Origin of the sequence: Citrobacter sp. C1 (assembly GCF_014596895.2) — a bacterium.
Lineage (GTDB): Bacteria > Pseudomonadota > Gammaproteobacteria > Enterobacterales > Enterobacteriaceae > Citrobacter > Citrobacter gillenii.
Genome location: NZ_CP115035.1, coordinates 358225 through 379209, shown reverse-complemented (window position 1 = coordinate 379209; position 20985 = coordinate 358225). Strand labels below are relative to the sequence as shown.

General features: G+C 55.0%; 23 protein-coding genes. 5 read left to right on the top strand and 18 right to left on the bottom strand.

Annotated elements, in window-relative coordinates; genetic code table 11:
* Positions 1-3: 3 nt before the first annotated feature.
* The 4 genes from tusC to fkpA all read right to left on the bottom strand — a co-directional run bounded on the left by tusC (position 4) and on the right by fkpA (position 2455).
* Positions 4-363, bottom strand: coding sequence for a sulfurtransferase complex subunit TusC (tusC, locus tag IB214_RS01800; protein WP_096759313.1), 360 nt, complete (start codon positions 361-363; stop codon positions 4-6).
* On the bottom strand, positions 363-749 hold the full coding sequence (tusD, locus tag IB214_RS01795) for a sulfurtransferase complex subunit TusD (RefSeq protein ID WP_115257337.1): 387 nt from the start codon (positions 747-749) through the stop codon (positions 363-365). Before tusD ends, tusC begins: the two co-directional genes overlap by 1 nt.
* Positions 749-1471, bottom strand: a complete 723-nt coding sequence (locus IB214_RS01790) for a transcriptional regulator (RefSeq protein ID WP_003023643.1) — start codon at positions 1469-1471, stop codon at positions 749-751. Before IB214_RS01790 ends, tusD begins: the two co-directional genes overlap by 1 nt.
* Before the next feature lie 165 nt (positions 1472-1636).
* Positions 1637-2455, bottom strand: a complete 819-nt coding sequence (fkpA, locus tag IB214_RS01785) for an FKBP-type peptidyl-prolyl cis-trans isomerase (RefSeq protein ID WP_115257336.1) — start codon at positions 2453-2455, stop codon at positions 1637-1639.
* A 231-nt stretch (positions 2456-2686) separates the two neighbouring features.
* On the opposite strand from fkpA, the gene IB214_RS01780 reads away from it, so the two are divergent.
* Positions 2687-2905, top strand: a complete 219-nt coding sequence (locus IB214_RS01780) for a protein SlyX (protein ID WP_003023639.1) — start codon at positions 2687-2689, stop codon at positions 2903-2905.
* Positions 2906-3018: 113 nt separating this feature from the next.
* On the opposite strand, the gene slyD is transcribed toward IB214_RS01780, so the two are convergent.
* The 4 genes from slyD to kefG form a co-directional block, all read right to left on the bottom strand.
* Positions 3019-3636 carry a peptidylprolyl isomerase gene (gene slyD, locus IB214_RS01775; protein WP_115257335.1) on the bottom strand — a complete coding sequence of 206 codons (618 nt, stop codon included), beginning with the start codon at positions 3634-3636 and terminating at the stop codon, positions 3019-3021.
* Between the two features lie 94 nt (positions 3637-3730).
* Positions 3731-3931, bottom strand: a complete 201-nt coding sequence (locus tag IB214_RS01770) for a YheV family putative zinc ribbon protein (protein WP_005121675.1) — start codon at positions 3929-3931, stop codon at positions 3731-3733.
* A 9-nt stretch (positions 3932-3940) separates the two neighbouring features.
* Positions 3941-5746, bottom strand: coding sequence for a glutathione-regulated potassium-efflux system protein KefB (gene kefB / locus IB214_RS01765; RefSeq protein ID WP_117342445.1), 1806 nt, complete (start codon positions 5744-5746; stop codon positions 3941-3943).
* A complete protein-coding gene (gene kefG, locus IB214_RS01760) occupies positions 5746-6297 on the bottom strand; it encodes a glutathione-regulated potassium-efflux system ancillary protein KefG (RefSeq protein ID WP_135912833.1) in 552 nt (183 codons plus the stop codon). Before kefG ends, kefB begins: the two co-directional genes overlap by 1 nt.
* 131 nt (positions 6298-6428) lie before the next feature.
* Here kefG and IB214_RS01755 point away from each other — a divergent pair, with 131 nt between their 5' ends.
* Together IB214_RS01755 and IB214_RS01750 are read left to right on the top strand one after the other, a co-directional pair.
* Complete coding sequence (locus IB214_RS01755; protein WP_115257332.1) at positions 6429-8333, top strand: ABC transporter ATP-binding protein; 1905 nt, start codon at positions 6429-6431, stop codon at positions 8331-8333.
* 16 nt (positions 8334-8349) lie between these two features.
* Entirely contained in the window at positions 8350-9282 is a 933-nt protein-coding gene (locus IB214_RS01750) for a LysR family transcriptional regulator (RefSeq protein WP_117342446.1), read from the top strand.
* An 83-nt stretch (positions 9283-9365) separates the two neighbouring features.
* Here IB214_RS01750 and mdcH read toward each other — a convergent pair whose 3' ends face one another.
* The 10 genes from mdcH to prs form a co-directional block, all read right to left on the bottom strand.
* Positions 9366-10262: a malonate decarboxylase subunit epsilon gene (gene mdcH / locus IB214_RS01745; RefSeq protein ID WP_115257330.1), complete on the bottom strand. Its 897-nt coding sequence runs from the start codon at positions 10260-10262 to the stop codon at positions 9366-9368.
* Positions 10263-10880 carry a malonate decarboxylase holo-ACP synthase gene (locus tag IB214_RS01740; protein WP_117342447.1) on the bottom strand — a complete coding sequence of 206 codons (618 nt, stop codon included), beginning with the start codon at positions 10878-10880 and terminating at the stop codon, positions 10263-10265.
* Between the two features lie 3 nt (positions 10881-10883).
* Positions 10884-11843, bottom strand: a complete 960-nt coding sequence (locus IB214_RS01735; RefSeq protein ID WP_115257328.1) for an AEC family transporter — start codon at positions 11841-11843, stop codon at positions 10884-10886.
* A gap of 121 nt (positions 11844-11964) precedes the next feature.
* Entirely contained in the window at positions 11965-12765 is an 801-nt protein-coding gene (gene mdcE / locus IB214_RS01730; protein ID WP_117342448.1) for a biotin-independent malonate decarboxylase subunit gamma, read from the bottom strand.
* Entirely contained in the window at positions 12765-13598 is an 834-nt protein-coding gene (locus IB214_RS01725) for a biotin-independent malonate decarboxylase subunit beta (protein WP_115257326.1), read from the bottom strand. The genes mdcE and IB214_RS01725 overlap by 1 nt, the downstream gene beginning before the upstream one ends.
* On the bottom strand, positions 13591-13890 hold the full coding sequence (gene mdcC, locus IB214_RS01720; RefSeq protein ID WP_062775705.1) for a malonate decarboxylase acyl carrier protein: 300 nt from the start codon (positions 13888-13890) through the stop codon (positions 13591-13593). The genes IB214_RS01725 and mdcC overlap by 8 nt, the downstream gene beginning before the upstream one ends.
* A complete protein-coding gene (locus tag IB214_RS01715; RefSeq protein WP_117342449.1) occupies positions 13872-14759 on the bottom strand; it encodes a triphosphoribosyl-dephospho-CoA synthase in 888 nt (295 codons plus the stop codon). The genes mdcC and IB214_RS01715 overlap by 19 nt, the downstream gene beginning before the upstream one ends.
* Complete coding sequence (mdcA, locus tag IB214_RS01710) at positions 14759-16414, bottom strand: malonate decarboxylase subunit alpha (RefSeq protein WP_062775702.1); 1656 nt, start codon at positions 16412-16414, stop codon at positions 14759-14761. Before mdcA ends, IB214_RS01715 begins: the two co-directional genes overlap by 1 nt.
* Before the next feature lie 194 nt (positions 16415-16608).
* On the bottom strand, positions 16609-18099 hold the full coding sequence (locus IB214_RS01705) for a nicotinate phosphoribosyltransferase (protein ID WP_117342450.1): 1491 nt from the start codon (positions 18097-18099) through the stop codon (positions 16609-16611).
* Between the two features lie 14 nt (positions 18100-18113).
* On the bottom strand, positions 18114-18974 hold the full coding sequence (gene prs, locus IB214_RS01700; protein WP_117342451.1) for a ribose-phosphate diphosphokinase: 861 nt from the start codon (positions 18972-18974) through the stop codon (positions 18114-18116).
* Positions 18975-19166: 192 nt separating this feature from the next.
* Here prs and IB214_RS01695 point away from each other — a divergent pair, with 192 nt between their 5' ends.
* Together IB214_RS01695 and IB214_RS01690 are read left to right on the top strand one after the other, a co-directional pair.
* Positions 19167-19886, top strand: a complete 720-nt coding sequence (locus IB214_RS01695; protein WP_117342452.1) for an NUDIX domain-containing protein — start codon at positions 19167-19169, stop codon at positions 19884-19886.
* An 81-nt stretch (positions 19887-19967) separates the two neighbouring features.
* On the top strand, positions 19968-20984 hold the full coding sequence (locus IB214_RS01690) for a hydrolase (RefSeq protein WP_117342453.1): 1017 nt from the start codon (positions 19968-19970) through the stop codon (positions 20982-20984).
* The last annotated feature ends 1 nt before the right edge of the window (position 20985 follow it).

Below are 20985 nucleotides of genomic sequence, written 5' to 3'. Positions count from 1 at the left end.
CGTTTAGAACCTCATAATGACGTCATAGTTGCCCAGTTCACGGCGCAGTTCTTCAGGTTCAAGTACCGTCGCATCGACAACGAATTTCATGTCCGTATCAAGGCCACGTTCGCGCAATGAGGCAGCGCACAGCCAACATTGTTCTATATCGTACAGCCCCAACAATTTGAAGGTCGCAATATAGTCCCGTGCCAGAATGAGATCAGGTTTTTGCTCTGGCAGGATTTGGAAGACGCCGTCCCCGATAAAAAAGACGCCGAGATCTTCTGTTAGTGCTGATGTCGCCAGTAGTGCATCCAGACCTTCACGGCCCGATGCGCTCCCGTGAGGCACGGTGGAAAATACAAAAGCGATTCGATTCATTAGAACTGCACCACGCGATCGCACGTCAGGGATGCCTCAGCGAGCGAACCCAGCCCACTAAGGTTAAAACCCGCTTGTAAATTAGCCCCAGCCAACGCCAACCTCTCTGCTTCAGTTTCATCAACAACGCCGCGGCGTAGCGCCGCTGCCACGCAGATATTTAGCTCTACGCCATGCTGTTGATTAAGCTGTTGCCAGGCGCGAACCAGATCAAATTCATCACTGGCGGGCGACGTCAGCAGATTGGCGTTATACACGCCTTCACGATAGAAAAAGACACGGCTTAACTCATGACCTTCTTCAATCAATGCGTGAGCAAATTGCAATGCGCTGCTCGCCTGCTGCGTACCATAAGCAGGTCCAGTCACGACGATAGCAAAGCGCATTACTTGTCTTGCCCCTGGAAATCACCGCTCTTGAACTGGCGAATATAAAGATAAACCGTGTGCTTGGAGATGTTCAGGCGGTCAGCAACTTGGTTAATAGCATCTTTGATATCGAAGATACCTTTCTCATACAAGTTCAGGACAATCTGACGATTCTTCGCATTGTTGGAGACGTTACGATCGGCATTCACTTCTTCAATCGTGAACTCCAGCGTCTGGGTAACCAGATCTTCCACTGATGAGGCGAAGTTCACGGCAGAACCCACTTCTGGGGTTTCCGGTGGAATAAAGGTATTCATTATCTGCGAGAAAGGAACATCAAGGTTCATATTGATACACAGCAGACCAATTACGCGATGCTCACGGTTGCGAATGGCAATCGTCACCGACTTCATCAAGACACCGCTTTTCGCACGTGTGAAGTAACACTTCGACACGCTGCTATCCGCACCCGTCATATCATGCAGCATGCGCAACGCCAGATCGGTAATCGGTGAGCCAATTTTACGACCCGTATGTTCACCGTTAGCAATGCGAATAGCCGAGCATTTCAAATCCTGCAAAGAGTGCAATACGATTTCACAATGGGAACCAATGAGCATCGCCAACCCGTCCACTACCGCTTCGTAGGATTTAAGGATATCGAAGTCGGTTTGATCGAAAGGACGTTGATCCAGCAAATCTAGCTCACTGGTTTCGTTGGTTAAAAGCGACCTGGACATGAAAAAAAGCACTCCTTTTCAGGAGCCTGTCGTTATGTTGTCAGGGCAGGCTCATCACTATTAGGGGCATCTAAAGTAATACAGCGCACGAGGCGCTTTCCAGTATTAATTATATCCTGTCGATAATAAAAAACCGCCGCCCTGTGGGCGGCGGTTTTAGGTAACTTATTTTTTGCTGCTGTCTGCAGCTTTTTCAGCCGGGGCAGCATCTGGTTTAGCGTCGGCTTTCGGGGCCGGTTTGATGTCCAGCAGCTCAACATCAAACACCAACGTGGAGTTTGCCGGGATACCCGGAACGCCGGTTTTGCCATATGCCAGATCCGGTGGAATAACCAGCTGGATTTTACCGCCTTTCTTGATGTTTTTCAGACCTTCGGTCCAGCCTGGGATAACACCGTCAAGACGGAAAGAGAGCGGCTCACCACGCGTGTAAGAGTTATCAAACTCTTTACCATCGATCAGTGTGCCTTTGTAGTTCACTACAACGGTATCGCTGTCTTTCGGTGCTTCGCCAGTACCTGCTTTCTCTACTTTGTAGACCAGGCCAGTTGAAGAGGTTTTAACGCCTTTCTCTTTAGCAAACTTCTCGCGGTACACTTTACCTTTGGCTTCGTTATCAGCCGCGTCTTTTTCCATTTTCGCCTGAGCGGAAGACTTCACGCGCGCTTCGAACGCCTGCAGGGTTTGCTCGATTTCCTGGTCGGACAGCTTGCTCTTATCAGCAAACGCGTCCTGAACACCAGCGATCAGCTGGTCTTTATCCAGTTTGATGCCCAGTTTTTCCTGTTCTTTCAGGGAATTTTCCATGTAACGACCCAGAGACGCGCCCAGCGCGTAAGCAGATTTTTGGTCGTCATTTTTGAATGCGGCTTTGCTGTCAGCAGTAGCGGCTGGTTTCGCAGCATCGGCGGCGAAGGTGATCGGGGCATGTAGAGCTACGGCCATCGTGGTCGCCAGCAGCGTTACTTTAAACAGTGATTTCATCCATCTCTCCAGGGCCGGGGCATCTCACCCCAGGGTTAACTAACACAAAAATGTACTATAAAGCGTTGCAGAACAAATCAACATACGGGCACGCCCTATTATCACCACTTTTCAGACTCTTTTTGTTTAAATTAGTTTCGTTGCGAAGGAATGAGTGCTGTGCAAACAGGCAAAGTTGAGTAAAATTCGCCGCAGTCCGCGATCTGCCGGAAATAACAGAAGAGGTGAATCATGCAGGATACAACGATGGAAACCCGCCTGGCTGAGCTGGAAAGTCGCCTGGCATTTCAGGAAATCACCATTGAAGAACTCAACGTGACGGTCACCGCTCACGAACTGGAAATGGCTAAACTGCGCGATCATCTGCGTCTATTGACGGAGAAGCTTAAAGCAACGCAGCCATCCCATATTGCGTCGCAGTCTGAAGAGACGCCACCACCGCATTATTAAGACGTAAAAAAAGCGGGGTTTCCCCGCTTTTTTTGTGCCGGATGACGACGTAAACGTCTTATCCGTCCTACGGTAGGCCTGATAAGCGTAGCGCCATCAGGCAATCATACCGATTAGTGGCAACCGCAGCCGCCGCCGTTACCTTTGCCTTTACCGCCGCCACCGCAGCAGCCTTCGCCGCCGTGTTCATGACCATGATCGTGGTCATGGCCGTGACCGCCGCAGCAACCATCGTGACCATGTTCGTGATCGTGGTCATGGCCGTTTGCACCGTGAACGTGGCCGTGAGCCAGTTCTTCTTCGGTTGCTTCACGGATAGCGATAACTTCTACGTTGAATTTCAGATTCTGGCCAGCCAGCATGTGGTTACCGTCAACCACGACGTGGTCATCTTCCACTTCGGTAATTTCTACCGGTACTGGACCCTGGTCGGTTTCCGCCAGGAAACGCATGCCAACCTGCAGTTCGTCAACGCCCATGAAGACGTCTTTCGGCACGCGCTGCACCAGGTTTTCATCATACTGACCGTAAGCGTCGTTTGCGCCAACAGCAACATCGAATTTATCGCCAACTTCGTGACCGTCCAGCGCTGTTTCCAGGCCAGAAATCAGGGAACCGTGACCATGCAGGTAGTCCAGCGGTGCACTCACCGGAGACTCATCAACCAACACACCGTCTTCTGTACGTACCTGATAGGCCAGGCTGACCACCAGGTCCTTTGCTACTTTCATGATATCTCCTGAGCATGGAAAGAATAGTGGCGCAGATTGTAGCGGAATTCTGCACCTGTGTACCCTCTAGCTTAAAAAAAGCTGCGGCATATCGCTAGTCCGGATGAAAAATCCCTATTACTTGCTCTTCTTTGCGAACGTGCTCGCGGGCTTCTTTATCCGCTTCCCGCATCTGGTGACCACACTTAACACACTCAACAATATCGATATTATTTTCGCGCCACATCGCCAGTGAATCCTGCGCCTGGCAGGATGGGCATTTTGCACCTGCAATAAAACGTTTACGAATTGCCATGGTTATCCTCTACTCAAATTCATCCCAGCCGTCCGGCTGACGTCGCTCTCGCTGCATTTCACGCTGGAAAATCTCTTCCAGTTCGCGCCTGGCTTCTCGGGCTCGAGAGATTTGTACCGTATCTGTGTGGATAGGGATCAGCTCCCGCAACATGCTCATGTCCAGCCGACGAAAATGCAGCTGGGCACGCTGCGCCTGATGCGGGTGCATCCCCAATGACACCAGCGTTTTTCGCCCCAACTCCAGTGCGCTGGAGAAGGTTTCGCGGGAAAACTGTGTCACACCAGCCTGTATTAACTCATGCGCCTCTACTCGTCCGCGCGCGCGCGCAAGAATATGCAAATGTGGAAAATGCTGTTGGCACAATTCCACTAACTTCATCGTATCTTCGGGTTCGTTACAGGTAATGACGATCGATTGTGCCGCTTCTGCACCGGCAGAACGTAACAGTTCCACCTGCGTGGCATCGCCGTAATACACCTTATAACCGTATTTACGCATCAGGTTCACCGCGCTGATATCCCGCTCCAGCACGGTAATACGCATTTTGTTCGCCATCAGCAAACGCCCAATTACCTGACCAAAGCGGCCAAATCCCACCACAATCACCTGCGGCTTATCGTCTTCCACCCAGGGTTTTTCATCTTCTTCATCCGGGCCGTTAATCTGGCGGGAGAGCCATTTATCAATCAGCTTCATCAATAGCGGCGTGGTCATCATCGATAGCGTGACGGCCACCAGCAGCAGCGCCATTTGATCGCCCTGAAACAGTCGTTGCGAGGACGCGGTTGAAAACAGTACGAACGCGAACTCGCCCCCCTGGCTTAATACCCCGGCAAACTGCATCCGTTCCGAACTTCTCATGCCATTCAGGCGCGCCAGCACATACAGTACCAGCGCTTTAACCACCACCAGCACAATAACGCTTACCGCCACCCACAGGATATGGGTATACAGCACGCCAAGATTGAGCGACATCCCCACAGAAATAAAGAACAGCCCCAACAGCAGCCCCTTGAAGGGATCGATAGCCGTTTCCAGCTCGTGTCGGTATTCGCTTTCCGCCAGCAACACGCCGGCGATAAACGTCCCCAGCGCCATCGACAGCCCCAGCGCGTCCATGAATAAAGCAGAACCGAGCACCAACAACAGCGTGGCGGCAGTAAACACTTCCCGCACGCCGGAATCCGCAATAAAGCGGAAAACGGGGCGCAGCAAATAGCGTCCACCAATCAACATGCCAGCAAAAGCCAGCACCTTCATGCCCACTTTGATCCAGTCAAAATGCTCATCGGCAGAGCCCGCCAATAACGGCACCAGCGCCAATGCCGGGATCACCGCCAGATCCTGAAACAGCAGTACCGAAAAGCCCAGCTGTCCGGATTCGCTGCGGTTCATCCCCTTTTCCCGCATCAACTGGAGCGCCATCGCAGTGGACGACATCGCCAGACCAATCCCTCCCACCACGGCTGCTTGCCAGGAGAAGTGGGTCAGCATCAGCAGCCCGGCCAAAATCACCGCGCTGAGCATCACCTGCGCGGCTCCGACGCCAAAAATAGAGCGCCGCAGTTGCCACAGTTTGGCCGGGTTAAGCTCCAGCCCAATAATGAACATCAGAAAGACCACACCCAGCTCGGAGAAATGGAGAATTTCATCCACATCGCTGATGAATCCTAATCCCCACGGCCCAATCGCCATCCCTGCCAGCAAATACCCTAACACCGGGCCGATACCCAGTTTTGACGCCAGCGGCACCGCCGCTACCGCCGCGAAGAGGAACAGCACTCCCGCAGTCAATAAATCAGAACCTTCCATCAGCGGCCTCCCGCAGGGATTGGATTTGCCAGCCATTCACCATACGCTTTGGCATGGCTGTCCAGTTCCTGCTTCGTTTGCCGTCTGGCCCAGTAAACGATGATGGGGCTCATCCAGTGCATTCGACACATACCGGCTGTCAGCTCAAAGGGGCGCAGCACATCGCTCATTGGATAGCGGTTCAGCGCGTCATAACGGTACGCACTTTCGGGTTCACCAGTGGTGATGACGCTCCGCCAGTACTTTCCCGCCAGCTGATTTCCTCCCAGCCCACTGGCAAACCCACGACTCAGCACACGGTCAAACCACTCTTTGAGCAGCGCTGGACAGCTATAGGTATACAGCGGATGCTGAAAAACAATCACATCATGGTCACGCAGCAGCGCCTGCTCATGCGGGATGTCGATAAAAAAATCAGGATAGTGCGCATAAAGATCGTGCACGGTAACGTTACTGAGCTGCATGGCCGGTTTAAGCAGCACCCGGTTCGCGACCGAGTCCTGAGATTCCGGATGGGCATACAGCAGCAAAACTTTCGCTGGCTGGAACATCATCCCCCTCCCGGTTATGTCTTTGTCTATTTTCGGCGTTTTGGGCTACCATTGCGCCTCGGTGCGGCAAACCGCCCACACATTACATTATCATAATGATAAATTAACATAGTCTGAACATACGGCGCCTTATGATTGTTTTCTCCTCGTTACAAATTCGTCGCGGCGTGCGCGTCCTGCTGGAAAATGCCACGGCCACCATTAATCCAGGTCAGAAAGTGGGCCTGGTAGGTAAGAATGGCTGCGGTAAATCTACCCTGCTGGCATTGCTGAAAAATGAAATCAGCGCCGACGCTGGCGGGTTTACATACCCAGGTAACTGGCAGCTCGCCTGGGTAAATCAGGAAACGCCCGCGCTTGCTCAGCCTGCGCTGGAATACGTCATTGACGGCGACCGCGAGTATCGTCAACTGGAAGCACAGTTGAACGAGGCCAACGAACGTAACGACGGGCATGCGATTGCCACCGTGCACGGCAAACTGGACGCCATCGACGCCTGGACCGTGCGCTCGCGTGCCGCCAGCCTGCTGCACGGCCTCGGTTTTTCTAACGAACAACTTGAACGCCCGGTCAGCGATTTCTCCGGTGGCTGGCGTATGCGTCTTAACCTGGCTCAGGCGCTGATTTGCCGTTCTGACTTGCTGCTGCTTGATGAACCGACCAACCACCTCGATCTCGACGCCGTAATCTGGCTGGAAAGATGGCTGAAAAGCTATCAGGGTACGCTGATCCTGATCTCCCACGACCGTGACTTCCTCGATCCGGTGGTGGATAAGATAATTCATATCGAACAGCAAACCCTGTTCGAGTACACCGGGAACTACAGCGCGTTTGAAGTGCAGCGTTCCACTCGCCTCGCGCAGCAACAGGCGATGTACGAAAGCCAGCAAGAGCGCGTGGCGCATCTGCAAAGCTATATCGACCGCTTCCGGGCGCAGGCCACCAAAGCCAAACAGGCGCAGAGCCGTATCAAGATGCTGGAACGCATGGAGCTGATTGCCCCGGCCCATGTTGATAACCCGTTCCACTTCAGCTTCCGCATACCCGAAAGCCTGCCTAACCCACTGCTGAAAATGGAGAAGGTCAGCGCAGGTTATGGCGAGAACATTATTCTCGACTCCATCAAGCTGAACCTGGTGCCAGGGTCACGCATCGGCCTGTTAGGCCGTAACGGCGCGGGTAAATCCACACTGATTAAACTGCTGGCAGGAGAACTGGCACCTATTAGCGGTGAAATCGGTCTGGCGAAAGGTATTAAGCTCGGTTACTTCGCCCAGCATCAGCTGGAGTTTTTACGCGCGGATGAATCGCCCATTCAGCATCTGGCCCGCATGGCGCCACAGGAGTTAGAACAGAAGCTGCGTGATTACCTCGGCGGCTTCGGCTTCCAGGGCGATAAAGTCACCGAACAGACCGCTCGCTTCTCGGGGGGGGAAAAGGCACGACTGGTACTGGCGCTTATCGTTTGGCAGCGTCCGAACCTGCTGCTGCTCGATGAACCGACTAACCACCTGGATCTCGACATGCGCCAGGCACTGACTGAGGCGTTGATCGATTTTGAAGGCGCACTGGTGGTGGTGTCGCACGACCGTCATCTGATTCGCTCCACCACCGACGATCTCTATCTGGTTCATGATAAAAAAGTTGAGCCGTTCGACGGTGATCTGGAAGATTATCAACAGTGGCTGAGCGACGTACAAAAGCAGGAAAGTCAGAGCGATGAACCGGCAAAAGAGAGCGTCAACAGCGCCCAGGCGCGTAAAGACCAGAAGCGCCGTGAAGCCGAACTGCGCACCCTAACCCAGCCGCTGCGTAAAGAGATTACCCGTCTTGAAAAAGAGATGGAGAAGCTGCAGGCACAGCTGGCACAAGCGGAAGAAAAACTCGGTGACAGCGAGCTGTACGACCAAAGCCGCAAGGCCGAACTGACCGCATGTTTACAACAGCAAGCCAGCGCTAAATCAGGGCTGGAAGAGTGTGAAATGGCCTGGCTGGACGCGCAAGAGCAACTTGAGCAGATGCTGCAGAACGACTAACCACGAAAGGCGGACGATGAACTTATCAATCACCGACGATATTACCTTCCGCAAACTGACCATCTTCATGACCTTTATGGAGAAGGGCAACATCGCCCGTACCGCCGAGGCGCTGGATATCAGCGGCGTGAGCGTGCATCGGGCGCTGCATACGCTGGAAGAGAACGTTCGTTGTCCGCTGTTTGTACACAAAGGGCGTAACCTGATTGCGCAACCGGCGGCGTGGACGCTGCTGGAGTACTGTCAGGAAGTGACCCAGCTGATGGAACGTGGGCTGGAAGAGACTCGCAAAACGGCGGGCGTCGGTCAGGGCCGTCTGCGTGTCGGCACGCTCTACTCGTTAACGCTGGAAACGGTACCACGCCTGATTATGGGTATGAAGCTACGTCGTCCGGATCTGGAAATGGATCTGACGATGGGATCAAACGAAGCCCTGCTGAATATGCTGGAGAGCGGTACCCTGGATGCGATTCTGATCTCGATCTCTGAAAGCGAGATCGACCGTAACAGTCTGGAAGTGTTGCCGCTGTTCCACGATGACATCTACCTTGCTGCACCGATCACGGCAGCGCTGGATCCCAGCAAAACAGCGGATCTTCGCAATTATCGCAATGAGAAGTTCGTCTCGTTGGCGGAAGGCTTTGCCACCTATGCGGGCTTCCAGGAAGCGTTTCATGTCGCCGGGTTTGAGCCTTCAATCGTCACTCGCGTGAACGATATTTTCTCGATGCTCAGTCTGGTGCAGGCAGGGGTTGGATTCTGTTTGATGCCAGGGCGAATGAAGAAGATGTATGAGAATACCGTGAAGCTGCAAAAGCTGTCCGAGCCCTATCAAATGCAGCAGCTTATCGCGATTGTCTTTGCCCGCAACCGCGAGCGCGACCCGAGTTTGCTGGCGTTAGCTGCCGAAGGGCGGATGTATGCGCGGAGTTTGAAGAGCGGTGCCTGATTGCCGGATGGCAACGCTAACGCGTTTTATCCGGCCTACCGATTTTGTAGGCCCGATAAGCGCAGCACCATCAGGCAATACCACTACGCACGCAGCCGTTTCGCCAAATGTACAGCAACATCCACGCCGCTGCGTTCCAGCGAAATAGACTCCCCTTCCCACGCCGCCTGACGCGTCAGGCAGGTCAGCACACCGCCGGGTGGCATTTCAATCGCCAGCCGGGCTTCACGCTCATTGGCGGAGACAACCGCCTCCTGCCAGCGCACGGTGCGCGCCATATTCATCGCCAAATCGTCAGCAATGCGCTCCGGCTGCCACAGCACGCGTCCAGTGCTGCCGCTGAGATAAGCGTAGCGAGGACGAGAAAGTGTCACCAGGCTAAACGCCTCTGCCAATTTTTGCGCAGGTTCTGCCAGGAGTTCGCAGTGTGACGGTACGCTAACCGCCAGACGATGTGCTTTGCTCGCCCCTTTCTCCAACGCCCGTTTTGCCACTCCAGCCATTGCCTCATCAGTCCCGGCAATCACAATCTGCGTTTCGGCATTGAGGTTGGCGATATACGTTCCGCTACCCGCCACCAGCGATTCCACCTGCGATAACGTCAGCCCCATGATCGCCGTCAGGCCGTAGCCATGTGGATAGGCCTGCTCCATCAAATCACCGCGCAACGCCACCAGTTTAAGCGCGTCGGTAAAGTTGAGCGCCCCGGCCACCACCGCTGCCGGATATGCACCAATCGACAGCCCGCTCACAATGTCTGGTGAAACGCCGCGGCGTTCCAGCTCGCGCGCCCAGGCAACCCCGGCAATCAACAGCGCTAACTGTACCGCCCGGGTGTGTTGCAATGCGTCAGGGGAATCCAGCGTATCCGCTTCTGCACCCAGCACTTCACGTGCCAGCGCCAATTCCGTTCCCGGCAGGTTATGCAGCATCTCTGGATGCTGGGTTCCCTGTCCCGGAAAGGTGAACAGAATTTTCATTTACTCCTCCCTGCTCCACGGGTCGCTCACCAACCGCGGCCCCTGCGATGTTTTTAACAGTGCCCTGCCGTCGCGCAGCCATTCGTTTAGGGCAAACGCGCCATACGGCGTTTCTACCTGAGTGTCCGCGCGGCACAGGCCGTCCGTGAGCTGTTGCTGCCATTTTTCCAGCACCTCGCGTGATAGCGCCTGCGGGGCACGGATCAGCAAATCCAAATCGCTACTGGCATGAATCACCGGGATCCCGGTCGCCAGCGCATAACCGGTGCTACCGGTAATACCCCATATCCACGGCCACGCTTGCTGTGACAGCAACAAAGCCACCTGAACCGGTGGCTGAGAGATAAACGGTGAACGCAGCATCGCCTGCGGGTCAACCAGCGACTCCGGGGTACAGACGCGGGTGACGGCATCAGGATTCACCCAACCCGCCGCCCGCTGACAGCGCTTCATGCCGCGCACACCGACGGGGATACGCCCCGCCTCGTCAACATCACGCCGCACAACCACCGGCAGGCCGGTATGCCAAACGTCATCCACCCAGGATTCCGTGGTCTCTTCCAGCGCGTCACGCGCATTCAGCCAGATAAGATCGTGTGGGCGTAATGTTGAGGTCATGATTTACATTCCTGAAGTCAGCGAGATAAACAGCGGCAGCGACAGGATACACAGGACTGAGCTCAACAGCAGCACGGCTTCTGCATCCGGCGACTGCACGCCAAAGCGGTTACCGAACACCACACCGAAGAAACCGGCAGACAGCGCAATCATCAGAATAGCGGTAATGGCTACGGAGCCATGCAGACCGAAGATAAGCACGATGCCCCAGGCAATTGCAGGCTGAATCAGCAGCTTGGTAATAGTCGACGTAATGACCACGGTATTGATCTGCAGTTTACGGGCAGACAAGATAACCCCGGTCAGGAACAGCGCGGCGGCGGTTGCAGACAGGCCCAGCGGTTTAATGGCCGCCAGTACCAGTTCCGGCATTTTGATGCCGATCGCCGAGAGAATAACCCCCAACAGCGGGCCCATCACGATAGGTTTCTTGATAGATCGCCACATCAATACCGGCAGCATTGACAGTGTGGAGCCGGTATTTCCACCTGCTGCCAGCGCTTTTTCACGCTCCAGAATCAGCAGGCAGAACGGCGTCATCAGCACGGAACCGCAGGCAATAGACACGGCAACCGAAAGTGACGTTGATGACGCTTCACCGAGGACGCTACCAAGAATCGGCAAGCCAAGCGCCGCGTAGTTTGGCAGCGCGACGGTCAACGTCAGCACGGCGGCATCCTGCGGAGATTTTTTGAAGACTTTGGTCGCCATAAAGTAGATGACAGCATAGGTAATCCACATTGCCAACGTCAGCACCACAATCAGCGGCGACTGCGCAACAATACCGGCCCATGGGGTTTGTACCGTCGCGCTAAACAGCGCAGCGGGTAATGCAAAGTCCATCACGAAGATATTGAGCAGGGAGACGTTTTTGTTGTCCACCATTTTGGCCTTCCCGGCCCAGAATCCTAGTAGCATGATGACGAAAATCGGAGCAAGAGCATGAACAATTACGTAAGTCATATTTCACCTGTAATTTAAAAAGTTAGCACTGTCGCGATGATTATAATTTTTCAGATGCAGCGGCCCGCATGAGCGCACGAAAGCGCCCACGGAGCCTTATATCTGGCAGGTCTCTTTTTACTTACCAGCTTGCTCGCATACGTTCGCGTACGAGGGCAGAGCTGCGGCGATTGTCAGCGCCCAGACGGCTTTTCAGCGTTGGATCCTGACGAGCGTCATTGATGGCCTGCTGCAGGGTGTTTTTAACCTGCGTCAGATCGTTTGCAGATGGCGCATCTGGGTTGCTGATATCCAGCAGATTTTCCAGCAGCCCCAGCGTGGCGTAGTTGCTGATGTCGTACGCCATTGGCGGAATGGTTGCCGCCAGTTTTTCCAGCGCCTCAACGGAACGCAGCGTGATACGCGCGGCAGATTCTTTACCCATCGCATGAATCAGCACACCTTTGTCGTTGAACGCAATCAGACGGTTTGCCTGGTAACCGTGTGCCAGGAAGGCACCGGACATGGCTTTACCGACAATCAGGCCAATGACCGGGTGGCCCGCCAGACGCGCATTGGCATACGCCGCCGCCGCACCGGCCAGCGCCTGGTGAATACCGAAGCCTTCTTCACGACGACCGTATGCCTGGCTTGGCACATCAATCACCGCCACAATCGGACGTTTTACCGCGTTATTGGCGTCGGCTGCGATGGTTTCGCTCACCACTTTCGCCAGTGTCCAGCCTTCCAGCAGACCGACTTCACCGCCAGCGGCGCGTGGGTAATGGTTATTGGCATCCGGGACAACGGCAATAAAGCGCACCGTTTCACCGTTCAGTTCACCATCAGCGGCCTGTACGGACGGGCACAGCCCGGCAATACGTTTAGCGTTCGGTACGAGGGTTTCCAGCCATAATTCGCCACGGCTTATTGAGTTACTCATCATTTCACCTCCCGGGCGAAAAGCGCATGAATCTGTTCGGTATCGGCCTGTTTACGGGTGTCGAAATTCGTTAAACGGTCGAGATACCAGTCGTAGTTATCGGTGCGGTGTTTTGCCGGTACGCCTTTTGCCAGCGCGTCGTTCATTGCCGCTTTCACGGCGTTCACGCCATCGCCGACCAGCGCTTCCACCAGCCCGCTTTGGTAGCGAATTTCACCACCGGTCATGCTCCAGATAAACGGACGGTCACGGGAGTCATACTCTTCAATCCCCGCTTCCTGCTCGATAACCTGCGGGCCATTTAGCCCCAGACGCGCTTCACGGGTCACAATCAGGTAGCTACACAGTGCCGCAGCGATAGACATCCCGCCAAAGCAGCCCACGGTACCGGCGACAATGCCGACTACCGGGGTGTAACGACGCAGGTCAACAATCGCCGCATGAATATCGGCAATCGCCGCCAGGCCAAGGTTGGCCTCCTGCAAACGCACGCCGCCGGTTTCCAGGCTTAAAACAGCCTGAGTTGGGATGCCGTTGCGGTTATCTTCCGCCGCCAGCTCCAGCGCCGCTGCCATTTTGGCACCGGACACTTCACCCATGCTGCCACCCTGGAATGCGCCTTCAATCGCCACCACCACTGCCGGTTTGCCGTTGATGGTGCCTTTAGCAACGACCATGCCGTCATCCGACTGCGGAACGATGCCCTGCGCGCCAAGCCAAGGCGACATCACGCCATCAAACGGGTCGAGCAGTTCGCGGTAGCTGCCTTCATCAAGCAGCGCGTGGGCACGCTGACGTGCTTTTAATTCGATAAAACTGCTGTCATCACGCATGGCTCACCTCTTCAAATACCTGTTCGATACGAATACGTGCAACACCTGGGGTTGCGCCAAAGTCGTGGATCGTCAGTTTTCCTGCAGGCAGGCTGCTGACCGTTTGCAGACGGTTCAACAACGCTTCCCAGCGACTACGGCTGTTATCGACAGAAGTGGTGATATCAATGGTTAACGTCTGGCTCTGGTCGGCGGTGAATAACACCTCCATATCCCCGGAGCCCACGACGCCTGCCAGCGCTTTACCGCTTAAGGTGCGGCTGGCCGGTACGGTTAACGTAATGTGTTCCATAACATCCTCTTAATACTTCGTGTATAGGGCGAATCGATGCGGTCGATGAACAAGGTGGCGGCGAGTAAATCTGCTGCCCCGCCCGGCGAGGCGTTCAGCGCCAGCATATGGCTATCGAGTGCGGCCAATGCCGCCTGACCTGCTGGATGAGCGCTGCCGCCAGCATTCAGCACCGCACGGGCGCCGTCCTGCATGGCATCCAGCCCTTCCATGCCTGCGCGAGACAGCACGCAGGTATCGGTCAGCGAGGTCATGATCGCCATCAGCGCGTCGAGTCTGGCGTGCGTTTCACTGCTGCCGTTAAACCGGCTTAAACGCAGTTGCGGCAGCGCACGTTGCATCACATGCGGAAAAGCCTGCTGTGCCTCTTCACGTGCACCCGGCACCTGATAACGGTGCGTCGCACGCAGCCCTTTGCTGAACACTTTGGGTGCGGCGGCATCCGGCAGTTTTGCCAGCTCGGCGGCAGTCGCCGCGACCTGCTGTGCACTCGCGGTGCCACCGTGCATTGCCACCGCGCTCACCAACAATCCCAGTGCCCAAATCGCGCCACGGTGGGTGTTCACACCGTCCGTGGCCGCCATCATCTGTTGCTCGCCTTCGCGACCGAGTCGCCCTATGGTTTGTCTGAGCGCAATATCCGCTGGACGCTGCCAGCTTTGTTGCGCCAACGACTGAAATGTAGAGGTCAGGCTGTGCGCAGAACGCTCCATTAACGCAAGCGACAAGTCGTGATGCGCGCCATTCCCCCGACTGTCCACCAGACCGGGTTTCGGGCTGAGTCGCGCTTCGTCAATCAGACACTGCGTGGCAGTATGCGCCAGCCATTCGGCACCGTCTTCAACCTGAATCGGGGACAGAAATTTCATTACCAGCTCCGGAATTTCGCAGGTGGGTTGTAAAGACCGCCAGACCATTCAACGAGATCGGACACGCTACCGGCAGCCAGCAGAGAACGGGTCGCGTCGGTACGACGAATGCCCATATCTTCTGGATACACCACCTTGCCACTCTGACGCAGCTCAGCGACGCGTTTCGCATCAACGCCCAGACCGATGTCGGTGATCCCTGCAACCGCAGCCACCATCGCCCGGCGCTCTTCAAGATCTTTTGCCCGGTAGAGGTAAGCGATCCCTTCTTCGGTCAGGACGTGGGTAACGTCATCGCCATAAATCATCACCGGTGCCAGCGGCATCCCGGAGGTTTTGGCGACTTCAACCGCATCAAGTTTCTCGACGAAGGTCGGTTTCACGCCGGCCTGGAAGGTTTCAACCATCTGAACAACCAGTTTTTTACCGCGCTGCATTGGGTCAGGTTCGGTAATCATGTTCAGCCAGGCAGGAGTTGCATGACGACGGCCGTGCGGGTCATGGCCCATGTTTGGTGCGCCGCCGAAACCAGACAGGCGTCCACGGGTCACCGTTGAGGAGTTGGCATAGCCATCAACCTGCAAAGTGGAACCGATAAACATATCGACCGCGTACTGACCCGCCAACTGACAGAAAGCACGGTTAGAACGCATTGAACCATCGGCACCGGTGAAGAACACGTCTGGGCGGGCACGGATGTACTCTTCCATCCCTAATTCACCGCCGAAGCAGTGCACGCTTTCAACCCAGCCGCTTTCGATAGCAGGAATCAGCGTTGGATGCGGGTTCAGCGTCCAGTGTTTACAGATTTTGCCTTTCAGACCCAGCTGTTCGCCGTAGGTCGGCAACAGCAGCTCGATTGCCGCAGTGTTAAAGCCGATACCGTGGTTGAGGGACTGGACCTGGTGTTCTGCGTAGATACCTTTAATGGCCATCATCGCCATCAGGATATGTTCTTGTTTGATCAGGCGCGGGTCACGGGTGAACAGCGGTTCAATGAAGAACGGCTTATCGGCGACGACCACGTAATCAATCCATGAGCCCGGAATATCAACGCGCGGCAGGTCGCATTCATCGTCGACCAGTTCGTTAACCTGCGCGATGACGATACCGTCATGGAATGCGGCGGCTTCAACCAGCGCCGGGGTATCTTCGGTACTCGCCCCGGTGTAGAGGTTACCTTTGCGGTCGGCTTTGAAACCGGCAATCAGCGCCACGTTTGGTGACAGGTCAACATACAGACGGGAGTAAAGTTCGATGTAGGTGTGGATGGCGCCAATTTCCAGCTGACCATCTTCCAGTAGCTGCGAAATACGCAGGCTTTGGGTACCGGAGAAAGAGAAGTCCAGCTTGCGAGCGATACCTTTTTCGAAGATATCCAGATGCTCGCTGCGTCCGACGCTGGGCATAATCATGTGCAGGTCGTGCACTTTTTGCGGGTTAACTTCAGCCAGCATGCGAGATAAGAAATCTGCCTGCTTTTGGTTATTCCCTTCTAATACCACGCGGTCACCCGGCGCGATAAGTAATTCCAGCATCGCGGTCAGGTCTGCGGTCGGCAGAACCTTGCCCTGCACCGGAACGGAAGCCAGACGCCGCTGTTTTTCTGTGCGGCGGGTGTTCCAGACTCGAGCTGGCGTTTGCCCAGATAACATTATTAACCTCCTGATTCAGCGAATCATTTTTGATTGCTTAACACTGGAAAGAGTGTGCGCTCTGGTGAGAAAGTCATCAATTAAGCGTAGGCGTGAATCATTAGCTTGAGAGTAATAATTGAAGTAACGATTTGTGATGAGGATCAATTTAAGCGGGGTAAGTAAAGCGGGTATCGCTACCCGCTTGCAGGAAATTATTTTTGCGCCGCCAGGCGCTGGCGGATATCGTCGAAATGTTGACGGTGATATAGCTTACCGTCGAGGAAGCGGGTTTTCAGCTCGCCTTCCTGCTCCTGTTGCCAACGTTGTTCATCATGCAGTCGTAACTCGCCCTGCTCATCACGTGCAACGCGCAGCAGCCCGCGGGCAGAGCGTTTCAGACCATTGTCGGTTTTCGGCTCCTTAAAGATGGTCCGGCCTTTACCGTTCACTTCTCCCCACGTCGCTTTCATCGCAAAGCCAAAGGTATCTCGCGTGTTGTACTGATAGGTAAACGATCCCACCCCGAACACCACGTTTGAGCTGGCAAAGCCTTTAGCCTCGAGGCGACGCAAGATTTCATTCGCCCGCTCCAGCGTAATGGAGTCGCCATAAATCAGCCCTACATGCGGGTCGAGCACCTTATACCCTTTGGCGTTTACCGTACCGCCAAAAATCTCCCACAGCACCTCCACGGAACCTTTTTCCTCTGGCGTACGTTCGGCACGGTTATCGTCATCTAACCCAGTGCCACACAGAATATCGACCGGGTTACCGCTGTCCGGGCGGAACACCACCCGCCCCTCACGCGCCAGAATGATGTGCTTCAGTTCCCGGGTATACTCCGTCAGCACCTGCCAGTAGTCCCAGGTATCGGAGACTATCGACACAAATCCCTGCGGGTACAGATCGGCAATCAGACGACGGAAGGTTTCGATCTCGTGTTCACGCTCGCCCATGCACATCACGCTGTGCTCGGTGGCTGGAATGCTGGCACCGATGAAATACGCCTCGCCGTCGGTGTAGTAATCACGGGCGTACAGCAGTGACGGAATACTGTCAGTGCCTTTAAAACTCAGCAGATGCCCGCCGCCCGCCTGCATGGTGTCCTGCAATCCTGACATACCGCGAAACGAAAAGTCATGGCACTGGAAGTCAAGGTGCGTCATATCGCTACAGGTTTTTTCTGCCCAATGCGCACAGATTTTGCGGTAGTGATGCGCGATGGTGGCATTGGTTGACGCTTTCCACAGCTCAGCCGACAGTACCGTCTCGAGGTAATTCACCAGCCAGAAAAACTCAGGTTGAGTATTGATGATGGTTAATACCGGCACCGCCATCGGGACTTTGCTGCCTTCATCCAGTGCTTTAATGTGCAACGGCAGATAGCCCAGCTGATGCAGCGCACGGATGTGATCAACCGCCACGACATCTTTTCCCAGATACCCGTCCATCACCTGTTTGTATTCACTGACCACCTCTTCCTGCGGTCGGGCAAAGAACGCCTCGTTAAACAAATCAACCAAAAACCACTGCAAAAAGCCCTGCAGACCGAAGAACACCAGCTTGCCATCCGGCAACGGCGACGAGAAAAAGCGATCGCTGCGCGGGGTAAAGTTGGAATAGACCCGGCTGGTGCCCTGCGGATACTGCACGCGGTGAGACACTTTGTAGCCATCAATAGCCAAGATTGGATTCATTTTCATAACAGGTGTCTCCCTCAGGCGCGGTAAATCGCGTCAATGTCGATAAGTTCAAGCTGCGGATGGGCCAGCGTAGAGGACGCTAACGATGTGGTGGTGTAAACGGCGTCAATGCCGTTGGCAAACAGGTGCTCAACGCCCTTAGAAAAGATCCCGTGGGTGACGTACAGGCTGACGCTGCGCGCGCCGGCATCGCGTAAAACCTGGGCAGAGCCAATGAAGGTGCCGCCAGCGTCGCACAGGTCGTCGACAATCAGCACATCCCGGCCTTTAACATCCCCGGCAACCAACGCGAAACCCGTCAGGTTGCCGCTGGCGACATCGCGTTTTTTGCTCAAAATGGCGTACTCAGCAGTCCCTGCGGCTCTGGCGACAGCATCAATTTTCTTTAATGCTCCGGCATCAGGAGCCACCAGCATCAGCTCATTTTGCTGGAACTGGCGCTGCAAGGTCGCGCTTTGCAGCAGACAGACCTCCTGGGGAAGAGTGATGAAATTATCGATAGCCGCTGCCGCCGCGTCGCTGTGTGGATCAAGTACCTTCACCTTGTCGAACTGCAACGTATTGAGCTGACGGGCAAAAACCTTCAGCGCAAAGCTGTCGCCCGCAACCATATGTCGGTCCTGGCGCGCCCACGGCAGCCAGGGAAGTTCAAGATGGCTGACCCGTACATCGGTCTGATGGCGCACCGCGTCGACCAACTGCGCCAATAGCATAAAGTCGTTCATATCGCGCATCGCCGTGGCACGAATGCGCATGTGGTGAGCGAAGGATGGTAATGCGTCGGTGACTTTCAACCAGACGGCCCCATCAGGAAAAATGCCGCTGGCAATAGCGTAAGCCTGGTCATCCAGCGTTAAGGTTAATTTTACGCTCATCTCGCTTCCCCTTTAAATTGTGTCCCTTCGACACAACTAATAATGTCTCTAAGACAATTATTAAGCAAGCATAAAATAAAGTATTTTTGAACGTGCGCTAATCAACTGATAATCAATGGAAAAAAAACGCACCTTGCCCACCGATACCGGGCTGGTACACTTGGCAGCGTTGCACATCATCGTGAGTACCTTATGACCACCGAAGCCGACTACCTGAATCAGTACGATGCCCGCCGCTTTCCCTCCCCGCTGGTAACGGTGGATAGCGTGTTGTTTACCGTGCATCAACAGGCGCTGTGCGTGCTGCTGGTCGAACGGGCAAACCAGCCGCAGAAAGGACGTTGGGGATTACCCGGCGGCTTTATTGATATGGCACACGATGATTCCACTCGCGCCACAGCGCTGCGTAAACTCACTGAAAAAACTGGCGTTTCGCCTTCGTGGCTGGAACAGCTGGACACATTTTCCGGGCCAGATCGTGACCCGCGTGGCTGGAGCCTGACGGTCACCTGGTTTGCGCTTATCGCCTGGGTGGACTGCGAACCGCATATTGCCAGCGTCAGCGATGCCCGCTGGGTCCCGGTTGATAAGCTTGCCGACTATCCGCTGGCCTTCGACCACCAGGCGATCATTGATGCCGCCCTGAACCGGCTGCGGCAAAAAACGAAGTATTCTTTACTGCCCGTTTATTGTTTGCCGGATACCTTTACCCATGGTCAGCTACAGGAAGCCACAGAGGTTATCCTCGGCCAGCCGATTCAGCGCAAAAGCCTGATCCGCCGCTTTGAGGCCTCAGATATGTTTGAAGATACCGGTGAAAGCATGGCCACCGGCACGCGGAAAGCCCGCCTGTGGCGACGTAAACCGGGTGTGGATTTTCATCTTTTCTCACGTAACCTGCTGGCTGAATAAGTACAAAATCACATATTGGCTAACCCGCAGGCTCTGTGCGCGGTATAGTTGCTGTTTTCGATGATTAATTGCTCTGGTGTTATGGTTGAAATCACTCCAACAGAAATGAATCTCCCTGCCGATGATTCGCGAGAATTCCGCCCGATGCGCGGGATCAGTAATCGCCATCTGCAAACCATGTTGCCGCGTTTAATTCGCCGTAAGGTGAAGTTCGACGCCCACTGGCAGCGTCTGGAATTACCCGACGGCGACTTTGTCGATCTGGCATGGAGTGAAGATCCGCATCAGGCGAAGCACAAACCGCGTCTGGTGGTTTTTCACGGTCTGGAAGGTAGCCTGAACAGTCCGTACGCCCACGGTCTGATTGAGGCGGCGCAAAAGCGCGGCTGGTTAGGCGTGGTGATGCATTTTCGCGGCTGCAGCGGCGAGCCGAATCGCCTGAACCGCATTTATCACTCCGGCGAGACCGAGGACGGTACCTGGTTTTTACGCTGGCTGGAGCGCGAGTTCGGCCGCGTGCCAACCGCAGCGGTCGGCTACTCGCTCGGTGGCAACATGCTGGCCTGCCTGTTGGCCAAAGAAGGGAACGCTATCCCGATTGATGCCGCGGTTATTGTCTCCGCCCCCTTTGTGCTGGAAGCCTGTAGCTATCACATGGAAAAAGGGTTCTCCCGCGTCTACCAGCGCTATCTGCTTAATCTGTTAAAAGCCAATGCCTCGCGTAAGCTCGAAGCTTATCCTGGCTCGCTGCCGGTAAGCCTGGCACAGCTGAAGTCCCTGCGCCGCATTCGTGACTTTGACGATCTGATCACCGCCAAAATCCACGGTTTTGCCGATGCGATAGACTATTATCGTCAGTGTAGCGCTATGCCACTACTCAACCTGATCGCCAAACCGACGCTGATTATTCACGCCAAGGACGATCCTTTTATGGATCACCACGTGATCCCCAAACCGGAAAATCTGCCCTCACAGGTGGAATATCAGTTAACCGAGCACGGTGGACACGTCGGGTTTATTAGCGGCACGCTGCGCCATCCTGAGATGTGGCTGGAATCCCGTATCCCCGACTGGCTGACAACGTATCTGGAGGCATAAT